The organism is Bacteroides sp. 11BF (assembly GCF_019633765.1).
In the GTDB taxonomy this organism is placed as follows: domain Bacteria; phylum Bacteroidota; class Bacteroidia; order Bacteroidales; family Bacteroidaceae; genus Bacteroides; species Bacteroides hominis.
Genome location: NZ_JAFKPJ010000008.1, coordinates 202,784 through 219,025, shown reverse-complemented (window position 1 = coordinate 219,025; position 16,242 = coordinate 202,784). Strand labels below are relative to the sequence as shown.

At 48.6% G+C, this 16,242-nt stretch carries 14 protein-coding genes; 4 read left to right on the top strand and 10 right to left on the bottom strand.

The window, feature by feature from the left end; all coding sequences use genetic code 11:
- Positions 1-17: 17 nt before the first annotated feature.
- Positions 18-3,062: an ATP-binding protein gene (locus JZY04_RS10780; RefSeq protein WP_250706936.1), complete on the bottom strand. Its 3,045-nt coding sequence runs from the start codon at positions 3,060-3,062 to the stop codon at positions 18-20.
- Positions 3,063-3,393: 331 nt separating this feature from the next.
- Entirely contained in the window at positions 3,394-3,924 is a 531-nt protein-coding gene (locus JZY04_RS10775; RefSeq protein ID WP_122143492.1) for a DJ-1/PfpI family protein, read from the bottom strand.
- A 166-nt stretch (positions 3,925-4,090) separates the two neighbouring features.
- Between JZY04_RS10775 and JZY04_RS10770 the strand changes: the two genes are divergently transcribed.
- Positions 4,091-4,444, top strand: a complete 354-nt coding sequence (locus JZY04_RS10770) for a helix-turn-helix domain-containing protein (protein WP_005778426.1) — start codon at positions 4,091-4,093, stop codon at positions 4,442-4,444.
- Positions 4,441-4,890 carry an N-acetyltransferase gene (locus JZY04_RS10765; RefSeq protein WP_005806711.1) on the top strand — a complete coding sequence of 150 codons (450 nt, stop codon included), beginning with the start codon at positions 4,441-4,443 and terminating at the stop codon, positions 4,888-4,890. Before JZY04_RS10770 ends, JZY04_RS10765 begins: the two co-directional genes overlap by 4 nt.
- Here JZY04_RS10765 and JZY04_RS10760 read toward each other — a convergent pair.
- Positions 4,866-5,939, bottom strand: a complete 1,074-nt coding sequence (locus JZY04_RS10760; RefSeq protein ID WP_122143491.1) for a substrate-binding domain-containing protein — start codon at positions 5,937-5,939, stop codon at positions 4,866-4,868. The genes JZY04_RS10765 and JZY04_RS10760 overlap by 25 nt on opposite strands.
- Before the next feature lie 281 nt (positions 5,940-6,220).
- On the opposite strand from JZY04_RS10760, the gene JZY04_RS10755 reads away from it, so the two are divergent.
- Positions 6,221-7,246: a sugar kinase gene (locus JZY04_RS10755; protein ID WP_122143490.1), complete on the top strand. Its 1,026-nt coding sequence runs from the start codon at positions 6,221-6,223 to the stop codon at positions 7,244-7,246.
- A gap of 22 nt (positions 7,247-7,268) precedes the next feature.
- The gene (locus tag JZY04_RS10750; RefSeq protein WP_122143489.1) at positions 7,269-7,937 is read left to right on the top strand and encodes a bifunctional 4-hydroxy-2-oxoglutarate aldolase/2-dehydro-3-deoxy-phosphogluconate aldolase; all 669 of its coding nucleotides are present in this window, start codon (positions 7,269-7,271) and stop codon (positions 7,935-7,937) included.
- Positions 7,938-8,062: 125 nt separating this feature from the next.
- Here the strand turns inward: JZY04_RS10750 and JZY04_RS10745 are convergent, their stop codons facing one another.
- From JZY04_RS10745 to JZY04_RS10715, 7 genes are all read right to left on the bottom strand, one after another.
- Positions 8,063-8,587 (bottom strand): threonine/serine exporter family protein, encoded by a 525-nt coding sequence (locus JZY04_RS10745; protein WP_005806704.1) that lies wholly within the window; start codon positions 8,585-8,587, stop codon positions 8,063-8,065.
- Positions 8,584-9,357, bottom strand: a complete 774-nt coding sequence (locus tag JZY04_RS10740; protein ID WP_005778412.1) for a threonine/serine exporter family protein — start codon at positions 9,355-9,357, stop codon at positions 8,584-8,586. Before JZY04_RS10740 ends, JZY04_RS10745 begins: the two co-directional genes overlap by 4 nt.
- 10 nt (positions 9,358-9,367) lie before the next feature.
- The gene (locus tag JZY04_RS10735) at positions 9,368-9,556 is read right to left on the bottom strand and encodes a hypothetical protein (RefSeq protein ID WP_022011527.1); all 189 of its coding nucleotides are present in this window, start codon (positions 9,554-9,556) and stop codon (positions 9,368-9,370) included.
- Positions 9,557-10,250: 694 nt separating this feature from the next.
- Entirely contained in the window at positions 10,251-10,577 is a 327-nt protein-coding gene (locus JZY04_RS10730; RefSeq protein ID WP_005778408.1) for a DUF2149 domain-containing protein, read from the bottom strand.
- Positions 10,574-11,176, bottom strand: a complete 603-nt coding sequence (locus tag JZY04_RS10725) for a MotA/TolQ/ExbB proton channel family protein (protein WP_005778404.1) — start codon at positions 11,174-11,176, stop codon at positions 10,574-10,576. The genes JZY04_RS10730 and JZY04_RS10725 overlap by 4 nt, the downstream gene beginning before the upstream one ends.
- Positions 11,177-11,214: 38 nt before the next feature.
- On the bottom strand, positions 11,215-11,904 hold the full coding sequence (locus JZY04_RS10720; RefSeq protein WP_122143488.1) for a hypothetical protein: 690 nt from the start codon (positions 11,902-11,904) through the stop codon (positions 11,215-11,217).
- 8 nt (positions 11,905-11,912) lie between these two features.
- Positions 11,913-16,178, bottom strand: coding sequence for a cobaltochelatase subunit CobN (locus tag JZY04_RS10715; RefSeq protein ID WP_122143487.1), 4,266 nt, complete (start codon positions 16,176-16,178; stop codon positions 11,913-11,915).
- Between the last annotated feature and the right edge of the window lie 64 nt (positions 16,179-16,242).

Genomic DNA, 16,242 nt, shown 5'->3' with positions numbered 1-16,242 from the left:
AACGGGTCATCCTGTTGTTATAGCAGGATGATCCGTTTCTGCATAATCTCTTTGAGCTGTGCCTGTAACTGGCGCGCATTGATGGGTTTGGGCATGTATCCGTCGAAACCGCTTTCCATCACCCGCTGTTCGTCCGAAGCGTAGGCAAAGGCCGTAACTGCGATGATAGGGACTTTGGCCGAATATTTACGGATCTCTTTAGTGGCTTCATATCCGTCCATGACCGGCATGTTGATGTCCATCAGGATAATCTGCGGATCTTCTTTGCGGAATATTTCTACGGCTTCGCGGCCGTCCCAGGCATGAAGCAGGCGGTAATCCTGGCGGAGGATGGACTCAAATAACCTGAAGTTGCTTTCGTTGTCTTCGGCAATCAGGATGGTCAGTTTGTCTTTCTCTACCGCAATGGGCTGTATAACTGCTTTCCGGACAGGTTCGGCTGTCGATGCAGCTTCGTAAGGGAGGGTAAACCAGAATGTGGAACCTTTACCTTTCTCAGACTCCACACCGATGTGTCCGCCCATGTGGTTGACCAGTGTCTGGCAGATGGATAGTCCGAGCCCTGTGCCTTGTGCGAAACTGTTCAGTTTGACGAATCGGCCGAATATGCTTTCCTGCTCGTCCTTGGCAATGCCGCAACCGGTGTCGGCAACGTAGAAATAAAGCTCTTTTCCGCGAAGCTCGTAGCCAAAGCGGATACTCCCTTTCTCGGTGAACTTGATGGCATTGGTCACCAGATTGATGATCAGCTGGGAAACACGGTTCTTTTCCAGATGAACCAGGCAGCGGTCTGCCGGAGGTACGAATTCCAATTTCACAGCTTCGGATTTCATCTTGAGCTGCAACGTGCTTTCCAGCTCTTTCATTACGGCATTCAGCTCGACGTTGGAGTATTGGAACTCAAGGGTGCCGGCTTCTATTTTCGACAGGTCGAGGATGTCGCTGATCAGTTGTAAGAGCAGGGTGTTGTTATTTTCGATGATGTTGACGTATTCCCGTTTTTCTTCTTCCTCATCGGTAGATGCCAAGATACCCGAAAAGCCTACGATGGCATTCAGCGGAGTACGGATTTCATGGCTCATGTTGGCAAGGAAAGCTGATTTCAGGCGGTTGGATTCTTCGGCGCGGTCTTTGGCCGTGGTAAGTTCCATCTCCATCTTTTTTCGTTTGGTAATGACCAGTGAAGAGCCTACCAGCGTGGTAGGATTTCCGTTTTCGTCGCGGGATTCTACGGCGGCCTGAGCTTCTACCCATTCCACTTTGTGGGTGTGGTTCTGTACGTTGATAACCCGGTATTCCTCCTTTACCTTGTCCGTGCGACCTTCAATCAGGTCTTTGTATGCCTGTTCCACCCGTTTGCGGTCTTCTTTGAATATCTTTGAGAAGTATTGCGTGTCCGGCACGGCCAGTTGCTCGTCGTTCACGTTGTTGCCGGGTGAACTGAGTTCGATGGGTTTGTTGATGTCACACAGGATGGTTTTGCTGAGCAGATCCCATTTCCATGGAATGATATTTGCCACATCCAATGCCATCGACAGCTTGTGGTTGGTGGCGGTCAGTTTTTGTTGTGCCAGGTGTAATTCGGTGCTGTCCAGACAAAAAATATCAACCACGTTATTCTGATGGGTACCTTTGAGGACAATATCATAGAATTTATTGATTTTCCTGAAATAGTATGGGAAAGTAACAACCCGGTTTTCCTTGAGTGACATCTGGATGAAGTGCAGGAACTCGGGGAGGGATTCGGGAAACATTTCACTTGCTTTCTTGCCTACTGCATCTTCTCTGCGGAAAAAATTCTGTTCGAAATGGGGGTTTACGTTCAGGTAGATCAAATCTATGCCTATACCTTGTTCGTTTGTTATCAGCTTCTCCTGCATATAGAGGATGGGCATGTTGTTGATCAGGTTTTTATAGCTGGTCATGGTCTCTATCTCTTTCAACTGTGTTTTCTTAAGTCTGTTCAGTGTGCGGATGCGGTACTGGAAAAACAGGACGAGTAGGACGATGGAGATGCATGTACCTATAAGGAAGTAGCTGTATTGTTCCCAGAAGGTGCGCGGTTTGTTGATGAAATACGTGTTGGCCGGACATAAGTCGGGAGAAAATCCTTTATGGATCAGTGTCTCATAATTGATGATGGGCATACCGTCCAGAGGATAATAGTAAGGGAGGGTGCGGGGTTGCCTGCCATTCAGTACATCGGAAAATATACCGAGAAGCCGCTTGTCGAATTCTGTCTGATTGTAAGAATATCCTCCGGTCATCCCGCTGCTTTTGTCTTTTACGTCAATGGTGCTGAGGGCAAACAGTGGAGGTGAAACAGTAGAAACAATTTTGGGTGATACGATAGACAGTGAAGTGTTGCCCGCAAACTTCCGCTTATAGAACCAGGAAGAAAACAGGATGCCGGTGGTCCGGGGATCGACAAAGTTGAGAGAGTCGATCAGTTGGTTGGTTTCCAGAATATTCTCAGGAGATAAAAAAGTATATTGGACTCCGGGATGGCTGGATTGTAATACTTCCTGTATTTCTATACTGTTTGTTTGATTGACGAATCTCTGATCGCCTACATAAATCAGCTTTTTCATACCGGGAAGGATATGAAACATTAACTCCAGGTTCTCACGAATGTATTGGTTGGAGTAAAGAAGGACGAGGTTATAGGGTTGGGCCAGTTCGGTCAGCGGGATTCGTTCGGACGGAGGGACGGGGTGTTTCTTCAAATAATATTCTCTGGGACCGATGTAGTCTTTTTCGGAGCAGAGTATGATCGGGACATCACCCCATACCTTTCTGAAGTCGTCCCGCAACATCAAGGTGGAATTACCCAGCAATAATAGTGCGCGCGGAGAATGGGAACCATACTTCTCGAACAGGTTGGTCTTGAATTCACACAGTGTACTGTCATTATCCATCATCAAGAGATTCATGTGTTCGGCATAAATGGCTAAGTGAGGATCATCCTTGACAAATTCGGTTGCTGTAAAGATCAGGCGGTTGCTCCATGCGAAGGCTTCCGTATAAGTGTTAATGACCAGAATATAGTCTTTGGTATTCATTGCCTCTTTTTGGGCGGATACAGGGATTACTGATAGGAAACATGTGAAAAGAACCAACAGTTTTCTCAGCAATGGGGTACAGAAAATGGATGTTACTCCAAAGGAAGTAGTCATAAAATTCTATTGAATGATGGCGATGTTTTGTTTATTCGACTGTAAAAGTATTAATAATAAATGAATTATGACCTGTTTTTACTTGATTATATGAAAAGGTTGAGGCAGAAGATCGAGTGAGGGTGGAAAACACAAAGTGTGCCGGGAAGCAGACGGGGCGTTATGAATAGCTTCCGGCACACTGTCGTGATAAGTGCTGTAACGGATGTGTCCAGCGTTACTTCTTCAGAGCCTCAATCAGCTGAGGCATCATTGTCCAAAGGGTGTTTTCATCTTGTGCGGTATAGAAGTTACCGTCAATTTCCGATTTCCCGTCAGTCGCCTGTCCCGTCTGTATAGCGGGTTTGGCAAGCGGGTGGACGGCCAGCCTCTTTCCGGCGGTGATTCCGGTGAAATTAAACATCATGGCAGCGGCACAATGGCCGATCATAAGTTTGCCTTTTTCACCAAATACTTTGATTACTTCCACCAGGTCTACATTGTAGGCCTTTCCTGCATTGTCTTTGAATACCGGCACTGCGTCGCCACAAGCGAATACAAGTGCGTCAAATTCGTCTTCATGCCCTTTGAGATTGGCTATCACGTCATCGGCAAACAGGGTGATGCCGGAATTGGTCTTGATCTCCCGGGTATCTGACACCGCGAATACTTTGTACGGAATACCATTCTCGAAAAAACTTTCCAGATACTGGAACAAACCGAATCCGTTGACCGGATTGACTGCTAATACTGCAACTTTCTTTGCCATAACATAAATTATTAAGTGAAACAATAGTTCTCTTTCGTAAGTTTATTACTTTTGTGCTTGCAAATGTATGTTTCTCTGTGCGGATAAACAAGAACGAACTTCAGAATAAGGAACTTACATAGAGATAACTATTGCTGGAACTCAATGGAATAGAAAAGATTAAAAAATGAAAAATTTTCATCCTACAGGGACATGTCCTATCAGGGACGTACTGTGCCGGCTGGGCGACAAGTGGTCGATGCTGGTATTGGTGACGCTGAACGCGAATGGAACGATGCGCTTCAGTGACATTCATAAAACGATTGATGACATTTCGCAACGGATGCTGACTGTCACGCTTCGAACACTGGAAACCGACGGATTGGTACAACGAAAGGTGTATGCGGAGGTGCCCCCACGAGTGGAGTATTGCCTGACGGAGACGGGACGCAGTCTGATTCCGCATGTAGAGGCGTTGGTAGGCTGGGCACTGGATCACATGACAGTGATTCTTGAACACAGGGAAGGAGAAAGGAAATGAAGGTAGAGCAAGTGTTTTCTGACAAGAAGCGTTTCCTCGATTTGCTCCTGCTGGCAGACGAACAGGAGGATATGGTGGACCGCTATCTGGAACGTGGGGAGATGTTTACCTTGTACGACGGGGGAGAGCTCAGAGCGGCTTGTGTGGTGACCAACGAGGGGGAAGGTATTTACGAACTGAAGAATATCGCGACTTATCCGGAGAGCCAGCGCAAGGGCTACGGCAGATATCTGGTTGAATTCCTGTTCCGTCACTATTCGGACAGATGCTCGGTTATGTTTGTGGGGACGGGCGATACTCCACACTCACTTTCGTTCTATCAGTCTTGCGGATTTGTCCCTTCCCACCGCGTTGAGAATTTCTTTACCGACCATTATGATCATCCCATCTGTGAAGATGGAATTTTGCTCCGGGATATGGTTTATCTGAAGAGGGAAAAGTTATAATAGTCGATGTTTTCTTTGGTCAGAAGGTCAATTGGCATGTAGTTGGTGCATGTCACCTCCTTTTTGAATATCAGGTGGTCACATAGAGTCCTGATACTGTTGAATCCTTGCAACTCCGGTTGCTGGGCAATCAGGAAAGAGACGGTGCCCTCCTTCAGGCAAGCCACGTTCCGTTCGAGCAGGTCGTAACCGATCAGGTTGATATCATTTTTCCGACGCATTTTCAAGTATTCACCGATGATGTATACTTTCGAATTGAACGTGATCCCGTTCTTCACTTCCGGATGTTCGCTGAAGAAATCGTCCAGCATACGGTTGTCTTCAATATTCGGGTCGGCGTGCAGGTCGAGTTCAAGGATATTGCAGTCGGGATGATGCTCCCGCATATATTGGCGGAAACCGATTTCACGGTTTTCCTGCTGGTTCGATCCGATCACCCCTTCGTGTATCTTACGGAAAATCACGATCTCCCGGTCGTTTCCGGCAAGCAGCATCAGCATACGTGCCGCAAAGTATCCGCTTTGGTGGGAGTTCTGACCGAAGAAGGCGAGGGGAGGGACATCTTTTATTTGTGAATCGATGTATATATAAGGTATACCCAACCCGTTCAGTGCATCGGTGAATTCTTTTGTGTATTGCGGTATGGTAGGAGCAAACATCACTCCGTCCGGGCGTTCTTCAATGACAGCCCGGCTGGTTGCTGCAAACGAATTGTAATCATAAGGATCGTAGTGAGTGATGTCCACTGAGATATTGAAATCGGAATATGTGCTAACCGCTTCACGGATACCTTTCTGCACGTCTGTCCAGTATTCACCTTCCAGATGCTTGGGTAACAGGCAGGCAAAAGTGTATTTCTTGTTGGAGGCCAGTGCACTGGCATACATATTGGGCTGGTAGTCCAGTTGCTTCAGGATTTCTTCCACCCGTTTCCGGCTTGCTTCCGATACTCCGCTACGGCCGTGGAGCACGCGGTCGACAGTTCCTACAGATACGTTCGCCAAACGGGCAATATCCTTGATTCTGATTCTTTCTGGCAATTTATTCATGCGTCTTCTTTATTTATGCGGGGTTTTGTGCCCGGACACAATAATAGTTTTATTTCTATGGACACAAATATATAATAATTTTTGTAATCATGAAAATCTGTGTATCTTTGTGTCCGCACACGGACTTTGCCGGTGTCTATTTTATACATTGCTATTGTTCATATATCCAGTATGTTATTGAGAAGATTGGGGGGGTGAATAATAAATTGTAACTGAACAATTAAGATCGATCGTTTTAGAATAGAAACAAATTAAACTCAAAACTAACTAAATATAGAATTATGAGAAAGAAAGTCGTTACGTTAGGCGAAATCATGCTCAGGTTATCTCCTCCGGGAAATACTCGTTTTGTTCAATCGGACTCTTTCGATGTGGTGTACGGTGGGGGTGAGGCTAACGTAGCTGTGAGCTGCGCTAATTATGGCCATGATGCTTATTTTGTAACCAAGCTGCCTGAACATGAAATAGGGCAGTCGGCTGTAAATGCACTCCGCAAATATGGTGTGATGACAGATTATATTGCCAGGGGAGGCGACCGTGTCGGCATCTATTATTTGGAAACCGGTGTTGCCATGCGTCCCAGTAAGGTGATTTACGATCGTGCGCATTCCGCCATTGCCGAAGCCGATACGGCGGATTTTGATTTTGACAGGATTATGGAGGGAGCCGACTGGTTTCATTGGTCGGGTATTACTCCCGCCATTTCGGACAAAGCAGCCGAATTGACCCGTTTGGCATGTGAGGCTGCCAAGCGTCACGGGGTGACCGTGTCGGTCGATCTGAATTTCCGTAAGAAGCTGTGGACAAAGGAGAAGGCACAATCCGTGATGAAACCTTTGATGAAATATGTAGATGTCTGCATCGGTAATGAAGAAGATGCGGAGCTTTGTCTGGGATTCAAGCCCGACGCGGATGTGGAAAGAGGACATACGGATGCCGAGGGGTATAAGGAGATTTTCCGGCGTATGTCGGAAGAGTTTGAATTCAGCTATGTTATCTCGACACTGCGTGAATCTTTCTCCGCGTCCCACAATGGCTGGAAGGCCATGATTTATAATGGTAAGGAATTCTACGTTTCCAAGCACTATGACATCGATCCGATTGTCGACCGGGTAGGTGGTGGGGATTCGTTCTCCGGAGGCATTATCCATGGTCTGCTTACGAAGCCTACACAGGGTGAAGCGCTTGAATTTGCCGTGGCGGCATCGGCATTGAAGCATACCGTCAGCGGAGACTTCAATCTGGTTTCTGTGGCAGAAGTCGAGGTGCTGGCCGGAGGCAATGCGAGTGGACGTGTACAAAGATAAATTCAATTGTAAATAAATAGATATGGCTAAATTTGATAAAATGGCTGTCTTGACTAAGATGGGGACAACGGGCATGATTCCTGTATTCTATCACGAAGATGTGGAAGTGGCGAAGAAAGTGCTAAAGGCCTGTTATGAAGGTGGCGTCCGTGCTTTTGAATTTACAAACCGGGGGGATTTTGCCCAGGAAGTATTTGCCGGAATCGTGAAGTTTGCAGCCCGTGAGTGTCCGGAAATGGCTATGGGTATCGGTTCTGTGGTCGATCCGGCTACTGCGGCTTTATATATACAGTTGGGGGCTGACTTCGTGGTAGGGCCGCTATTCAATCCGGCGATTGCTAAGATATGCAATCGCCGGCTGATTGCATATACACCGGGATGCGGTTCGGTTTCGGAAGTGGGCTTTGCGCAGGAGGCCGGCTGTGATCTTTGCAAGATATTTCCGGGAGATGTATATGGTCCGAATTTTGTAAAAGGCCTGATGGCTCCGATGCCATGGTCCAAGTTGATGGTGACCGGTGGGGTGGAACCTACGAGGGAGAATCTGACATCTTGGTTCAAGGCAGGCGCATTCTGCGTAGGCATGGGGTCCAAATTGTTCCCGAAAGATAAAGTAACGGCCGGAGACTGGGGATATGTCACCGGGAAATGTGCCGAAGCCTTGGCTTACATTGCCGAAGCAAGGAAATAGGTGAAGTTTTCCGGTGTTTTTTTCACCACAGATTACACAGATTCCCACAGATTTTTGATTGTTCTTATCCATAAGATAAATCATTAATCTGTGGGAATCTGTGTAATCTGTGGTGAGCCTTTCTGTCAGCCCTTCTTTACCAGCTTCTTCAGTAAACGTGTAGCTGTGAATGACTGGCGGTGGAAGATAAATACCGGTACGGCAGCTCCTACAACCAGGGCAAACAACACAAAGATAGTGGTACTGCCATTGTGGAAGAAATCTACCAGATATTGCAAGGAGGCAGTTTCATCCTTGGTCTGCATAAACTTTGTCAGTGCCAGGATACTTTTATAAGCGAACATTCCCGGAATCATCGGCAGGAGAGACGGGAACGAGAATACCTCCGCCGGACAATGGATTGCCTTGGCAAAGGGGATGGCTAACAAACCGATGGAGACGGCAGCAAAGAAAGAGGCTGTGGCGATGTCCATCGTGAACAGATGCGTATGCATCAGGAAGTAGCGTAATCCGTGCCCAACGGCCGCCAGAAAAGCAGAGATCAATATGGCTTTCCGGGGTGGATTGGAGATGATGGCAAATCCGATGGCAGCAATGGCGGCGAATGCGCCGTCGAGTATAATGGCGGTTATAAATTCTATATTCATCATAAAGTGCTGATTCCGGTGATTAAAAGGGTCATTGAAAGGCCGATTGCTATACAAATGATAAGCAGACAGGCATTAATAAATCTCGATGTTCCCGCTAGTACATGTCCGTCGATGATGTCCATGATGGAGTTGATCAGTGGTACACCCGGGATCAGGTAGAGGACGCTGGTACCCAAAGCCATATCCGGAGTGGTTCCCCAGTGCATCAGGTAGCCTGTGCTGCCGATCATCGAGGCGATGAACGAAGAGATGATGAATACTGCCAGATGATTCCAGTGACGTCCCATTAGTTCGGTACGGACGAAGAAACCTGCCAGGGTGGCGGCGAATACGATCCCCATAGAAATAAAGTCACCTTGGAACAGGCGGCAGAATGACGCATTGGCAAAAGCAACGAGGATCAGTACGAGCCATTTGCTTTCGCGCGGCTTGCTGACTATTTCGTGATAACGTCGCTGGAGTTCAGTGAGAGACAGATGCTCGTCATACGCTTCCCAGCTCAGGGTGCTGAGGGCGGAGTTGATGGCGAAATTCAGCCCCATGGGTTTGATTTTGTTTACTGTGCTGTACGAGTGTGAGTTATCGGCGTCGCGTAACGTCATGATGATGGTTTTCTGAAAGATGGTCATGTCACAGAAAAAGCCGAAAGACTCGGCAATTCGCGATGTGTTTCGTACGATGCGTGATGTCTGTACACCTACGGCCATCAGGCTGGTGGAATATTCAGACAGGAATTTAGATAGTTCTTTTAATTCTTGGTGGATGTCCATAAGGTTTTGATTAATTATGAGCTTTTCTTGTCTTGATGATGCGGTGGATTATCAGGGCAGCAATATAGGCAACGGCAAATCCGATAATGGAAAAGATGGCCGTTTCCTGTTCTTTGAATGATTTCCGGTGCATGGCCGGTGTTGTGGCTGTGTAAGCGGTGGTGGAAGTAGTGGCTTCCGTGGAATAGGTTGCTAACATTTCTTTTTACTCTTTCTTAAATCAGTGATACATACATGTTGCTTTTCTACATTTCCGGTGAAGGGAATGCGGTTGATGTGTCTGTATAGTGCTTCGATTCCGGTTTAGGTCTTAGATGGGGGATACCCTTTTTAACGGGTGAATTGCGTCTTTTCGGGGGACAAAGGTAATCAAAAAAATTGCAGGCAAAAGGAGAAGCCGGTTTCTTTTTGGAGAGTTGTTGATCTGTTTCAATTGAAAGGAAATGATATTTGCATAAAGGCGGAATTCCCGGAAAGTTTGTTTCCGGTTGTTATTCAGAGCCGTGAGACAGCATTGGGCTTTTGATTCGTGGGGGGAGAAAAAGATTTAAGAGTTTCCGAAAAAGACTTAAACGTTTTCTGAAAAGACTTAAACGTTTCGCTGAGAATGCTTAAGTGTTTCACTGAAAAGACTTAAATGTTTGAGGGCAAAAAGGTTCAGGTCTTTTGTTTGCCGGCCGACAACCGGATACTGAAATTCCCGTCTGCAGAGCGCCGGATGGGTATATCAGCAGTTCACCACAGAACAGCAGGCTACACAGAGAAGATAATTGCTTGGATTATCTGTAAACTGCATCTCTGTGTGATTTGCTGATCTGTGGTGAAACAGACTTTTGACATGCCCTTCCATACGCTGTTTGCCAACTTTCGGGGGACAGTCCTGTCGAGAGTACTTATTCTTCCGGGACGTAGATGATTTCCCCGTTATCTAATTCATAGGCAATACCTACCTTCTTTCCCTTCTTGCCGCTTTTCTGCTGGTCTTCCGAAGGAGTATAACGGTTGATCTTCTGTCCTTCTTTGGTGATGATTTCCATATTCTCTTTTCCGGGGTTTTTCACCATGGTGTAGTCTTCCTGAGAGAACACTTCGGTCATGTTGTAGCGGCTGACAAGAGCTACCATCAAGGCTACGGCAAATACCATGGCTACATCGAACAGGTTCGATACGACGCTGATCGGGTCGGCATCTTCTTCTTTTCTGAGCAGGTTTCGTTTCATCGGGCCGCACGTTTTTCGTTCAACAATTCGGAAAGAAACTCCAGATTGGTCATATCCTGAAGATACCAGCGCTGTTTCACCTGTTGAGTGAGGAACCCTACGGCTCCAGCTACCAGTCCGACAACGGTAGTGGCAAAAGCGATCTGCATGTTATAGGCCATCGAAGCGATGTCACCGCTTGCCAGTCCGGCAAGGGCGGGACCCATCGGAATAAGTGTGCCCATCAGTCCGAGGATAGGCCCGAGCTTGGTCAATGTTTTAGAAATGGCGAGGTCTTTGTCGGCTGCAATCTCGAAGTTGGCGAGCAGGCGTTGTACCTGTGCCGGACTATCGTGTGCTTCGAGTACCTGGCGGATATAGGATATGACGAGGGATGATGATTTCTCCGGCAATTTGGCTGCCAGTTCAGTAACAGTGGCAGGAGTGAGTGCGTTCAGTTCGTTGCGGAGCAGTGCCTCTGTCTTGCGTATCGAAAGATACTGTCCGTAGAAACTGCCGACCAACAGAAGTGCACGGCCGAATAATACGATAAGCAATACGATAACAGGAACGAGCAGTCCTGTAGAAATCCAATATAAAATGTCTGATATGATATTCATTGTCGATCAGTTTTAAAAAGTTGATTTACCTGTTGTTTTTATGATTGATTACTTTTTTTCTTCAGTCTCCACCATCCGAGTCCGATGGCGCTGCCGATGACGGTTATTCCTCCGACGCCGGTCAGTGCTCCCCAGTTCACTTCACTGACTCCGGCTACGGAAGTCTGTCCGTTCACGGTAGCGACAATCCCCAGGATGGCTACCAATGCGTTAGTGAGGAAGAAGAGTTCCAACCGCAGTTCTTTCTCCGGAAGGAGATAGAGCAGCACCCGGCGTCCCACGGGGATGGCTATTAACACACAAGCGGCATACCCCCACGCCACGGTGGTGAATGGTGTCCCCGGGAAAGCAAAGATAAGATAGACCAGCCCGCTGAATAATACCGGGAAGATAAGCAGTCCCGGAAACCATCTCAGGAATCGGTAGGTGAGCAGCGTGCGGGGCTTTACCGGATAGGCACTGGCAACGTGTACCGCCAGCATGGCATAGGCCATCTGGAGGCTGACCTCGATAGTCAGTAAAACGGAAGTGTCCAGCATCAGGGCGGTGTTGCCCAGCCAGTCGGCAATCTGTGTTTTCGACTGCTCGATGGCATACGGCCACATCAGTCCCGCAAACAGGGCGGCAACGGCAGCGATGATGCCTACCGCCACTGCTTTCCAGAAAGTCTGTTTCAGCAGAAAGTTGAATGCTATTAACAGCATTAATACAAGTACGACTGTATCCATACTCCTGATTATTCTGATGTTTTACGACGTTTGCGGACAAAGAGTACGAGTGCCAGTATCACCACTACTACGGCTGCACCCACGGCAATGTTGCTCAGGGTTGTCTTTTGTTCTTCCGGTGTCTGGTTTATCTCTTCTTTCTTCATCACCATTCCTTTGGCATCGCCCGAAGCTTTTGCTTCACGTATCCTGGTGATGTTTTCCTTGTACTGTGCGGCAGCCGGAGCATCCGACTTGGAAGCGATGTATTCGCGCAGTTTGGCATTGTCGCATACAAAACCCGAGCACGACGGACGATACTTGTTTACCGTTTCGGTATGGAGTTTTGCCAGTTCGGCAACCTGCTCGGCGCTTGCTTTCCACAGACCTTTGCGGGCACTTTCGAGCATGACGGCAGTCATCTCTTCAAGGGCGGCGGGACTTTGTGTTTCGAAGAACTCTTTCACGTTCAGATTGTATTCGTCTTTTACGTATACATTGTAAATGTTGTCCCAAAGTTCTTTGTCGATGGCGGCAGGTTTCATCACGTTCCAGCCATATGTATTGGTTACAGTCTCGGCAAATTCGGCGGCAGAGGAAGAACCGCCTTTCATCTTCTCTTTGATGTAAGCGGGGTTGAGGATGGTGGTGCGGCTTTCTACACCGACAGCCTCTTTGACTTCTTGCATGCGCATGTGGTTACGGTTGCGATAATCGCTCAGGTAAGCGTCGGGGTCCTTGCCGGTCACGTTGCGTACGGCAAGGTTCATGCCTCCCATAAACTCGTATACGTGGTCGAGACTCAGTGCCCCCCATGTATTGCTCTGACGAGGCTGAACCACTACATCCGTACGGGTCAGTGCGGCTTCAAAAGCATATTTCCGGAAGGCCTCCCAGTTCTTTTCGCTACCGTAGTAAGCACCCATATTATTAAGGTAAGTGGCGGCTATTTCTGATTCATTTTCCCAGCGGTCACCGGATTCGACCATCTCCTGGATACCTGTGCCGTACATTCCGTTGGCACCGCCGAACACACGGAAAGCAGCCATCTCACGGGCATCCTTCGGGCTTACCCCTTTCTCGGTCAGTGCCCGTTCGGCTTCTACCACACTTGCCGCTACCTGGTTTTCATATTTGTCGTCTTTGGCAGCCGCGGCCATCTCTACCGCACGGTTGATCAGGAAAAGGCGGGATGCTGCAATATCACGGAGCTGTCCCGATGTCTGTACCACTACGTCGATACGGGGGCGCCCCAATTCGGCTGATGGAATCAGCTTCAAGTCACTGACACGCCCGAAGGCGTCACGAACCGGCTCTACACCGAGCATATACAATACCTGTGCGATGGTAGCTCCTCCCGTTTCAATGAACTCGGCAGACCAGAGTGTGTAGCTGACTTTACGGGGAATGCTGTCGTTATGACGGCTTCGGTAAGTTTCGATGGTCTGTTTGGCCAGTGCCACTCCTTTTTCCCAGGCCGACTCCGAAGGAGTGGCTTCTGCATTGATGGCGTACATGTTGCGTCCTGTAGGCAGAGTGTTGGGGTTCGCAATCGGATCACCACCGGGTGAAGGCGCAGTGTATCCGCCATTCAGGGCATTGACCAGGCTGGCGAGCTCTTTCTCGGGGCTGTCGGCCAACTCTGTCTTATAGTTACCCACGTTTCGGATGGTGCGTTCCACCTCCGTCAAGGCAAGGGCGAAGTTGATTTCCTCTTTGCTGTATTCTTTTTGGGCAGGTTTCTTTCCCACTTTTTGAGGATTCATCTTTGCTTCCATCTTCTTCAGGGCTTCCGGACTGGCACCCATTTTCTTTGCCATTTCCATGGCCTTGGACGAATCCATGTGAGCACCCATCTCTTTCATTTTCTCCTTCATGGCTTCCGGCATCTTATGTGTTGCCTTTCCGGTCTTGTCCTCTGCCTTGTTTTTGGCAGCGGCAGCCATCATCATCGCCATCATTCCTTTCGGAGCATTGCGTGAAGCTTCTATTTCGCGTGCTTTCGCCAGTTCTTCGGGGCTGACACCGGCTGTACGGCAGATCAGTTCGTCTGTTGCCAGTGCAGGGTTGCTTATCAGTTTTTCTACCAAAGCACGGGCCGGATTCAGGTAACGCTGCGTAAAGAGGGAGCGGTGCTTCTCTACATCGGCTGTCGCTTTGCCACGTTGTTTGTCGAGTGACAGGAGGCTGTAAGCTATCGGCTCGGTTGCCATGGCAAGTACGGAAGAAGTGATACGCTCCGGTTCATAGGGTATACCCATTGTATAAAGCTGTCCGGTGATTTTTTCCGTGGCCAGTTCTTCGGCGAAGTTCTCCACACGTGCCACTTCATCCTCGCTGTATGGGCGGGTCAGTAAGCTATCCAGTCCCAGTTCACGGTGAATGCCCAGTTTTACGGTGAGTGCTTTCACGGCAAGCGACTGCTTCTCTTTCGATCCGGTGGTATTATTGTAAATCTTGATTTTCTCCATCAGGTCACGGTAGATACCCCGTACGCTACTTTCGAGGAAAGGAGGCGTGAGGTAAGATTGCAGGGTGGCATACGAACGGCGTTTGGCTATCATGCCTTCTCCCACGTTGCCGATGGAATAAATGTAAAGGTGCGGAAGAGTTCCCACAAGGCGGTCGGGCCAGTCGTTGCTGCACAGCGCCACCTGTTTCCGTGGAGTGAATTCAAGGCTTCCGTGCGTACCGAAGTGAATCATCGCATCTGCCTTGAACCCGTGCTGCATCCAGAGGTACGAAGCGATGTAAGTGTGGGGAGGTGCGGCATTGGTGCCATGCACCACCTGGAAGGCATTGTCTCCGCTGCCGGCTGCCACCTGCGGCATCAGTACTACGTTGCCGAACTGCAATCGTGCGATGCCCAGACGTCCGTCGGACGTAGTCATGTATTGGCCGGGGAACTCACCGTTGGCAGCTACCACTTCAGCGTATTTTTCGGGACGGAGCGATGCTTTCACCCAGCTTTCGTATTGCTCTTTGGTCACCAGTTCGGGGTTACCGGTTTTCATAAATTCATCAAAAGCTCCCTCTGCATACATGCCGAATACGGCTCCCTGTGCCTGGATCATATTCTCCAGGTCCTTGGCATTGGCAGGGAGGTTTTCCACCCGGTAACCTTCTTTCTTCATCCTCAACAGCAGGTTGTAAAGCGAGGGGCCTACTTCCATTCCGCTTGCTGTCAGCGCATTCTGTCCGGGACCTTTATAGTAGACGATGGCTATGTGCTTCTCGCTGTTGGGTTTTGTTTTCAGGGAGAGGTAGTTGTTCACTGTGCTTACGAACGTTTCCAACCGTTCGGGAACAGCAAATGAATGTTGCAATCCTTCGTCATCTTTGTATTGGGCAAAGAGGGCGAACGGGCGGATGGCACCGTCAATTTCCGGTGTCACTACGCTTTGCGAAAGAAACCCGCCGGACATACCCATCGGGTCGTTTTCCCAGTCTTCCACCAGACTGTTGATGGTGAGCGGGGCGAAGAGAGGAATGTTGTGCTCTTTCAGATATTCCACCATGGCGTCGCCCATGCGTCCGTGTGCCATGTTGATAACGGCATCCGGTCCGATTTCACGGACGAACTCCATGAACCGGGTGAAAGAAGAGACCGGATACACGTTGTGTCCCGCCTCTTCGAGTGCTTTAATCAGTTCCGTGGCATCCGCCATCTGTCCGGTGATCACAATCTTGCGTGCCCCCTCTTTATAGAGTCCGTTTTCGCGGAGAAACTTTTCATAATCGGACACGTTTAGGAATTCCATTTCGTCATCCGGATTTTTCACTCCGGCGTGGTAGAGAAGATCGGTCGGTTTCTCTACCGGTGCTTCCGGTGCAGGTGCCGAGATCAACTTGCCGTCAATCTCTTTGCGGACATACGAAAGCAGATTCCGGTAGTTTACCTTTCCGGCATGGGTAAGATATTGGCGTATCTGTTTCATCTGTACCGAATCGAGGTTGCAGATATTGTTTGCGGGGTTGGTTGCCATGGAGGTGTACACCGGTACGCCTTTGTCGGCTGCCCGTTGTATCAGTTGGCGCTGCTCTTCGACGATGCGCAATCCCATACCGTTGACGAACACCATATCGTAGTTCGTCAGTTCGTCCAGGTGATCCGTAGAGACTTCTCTTAGTTTGACAAACGAGTTGTCGTTTGCCTTTGAAATATTTCCCAGATTGATGGTCTGGAAATTGACAAAGGCAATCTTCGTGGCGCTGAAACAGGTCCGCCAGACAAATACTCCGACGAGTATTGCCGCGGCCACGCAACAGGCTGTGATGATTTGTTTCTTTTTCATATTGCTTCTTGTTCTTTGGTTTATCTTATCTGTTTTAATTGCTGGTTCAATGATCTGTTTATTG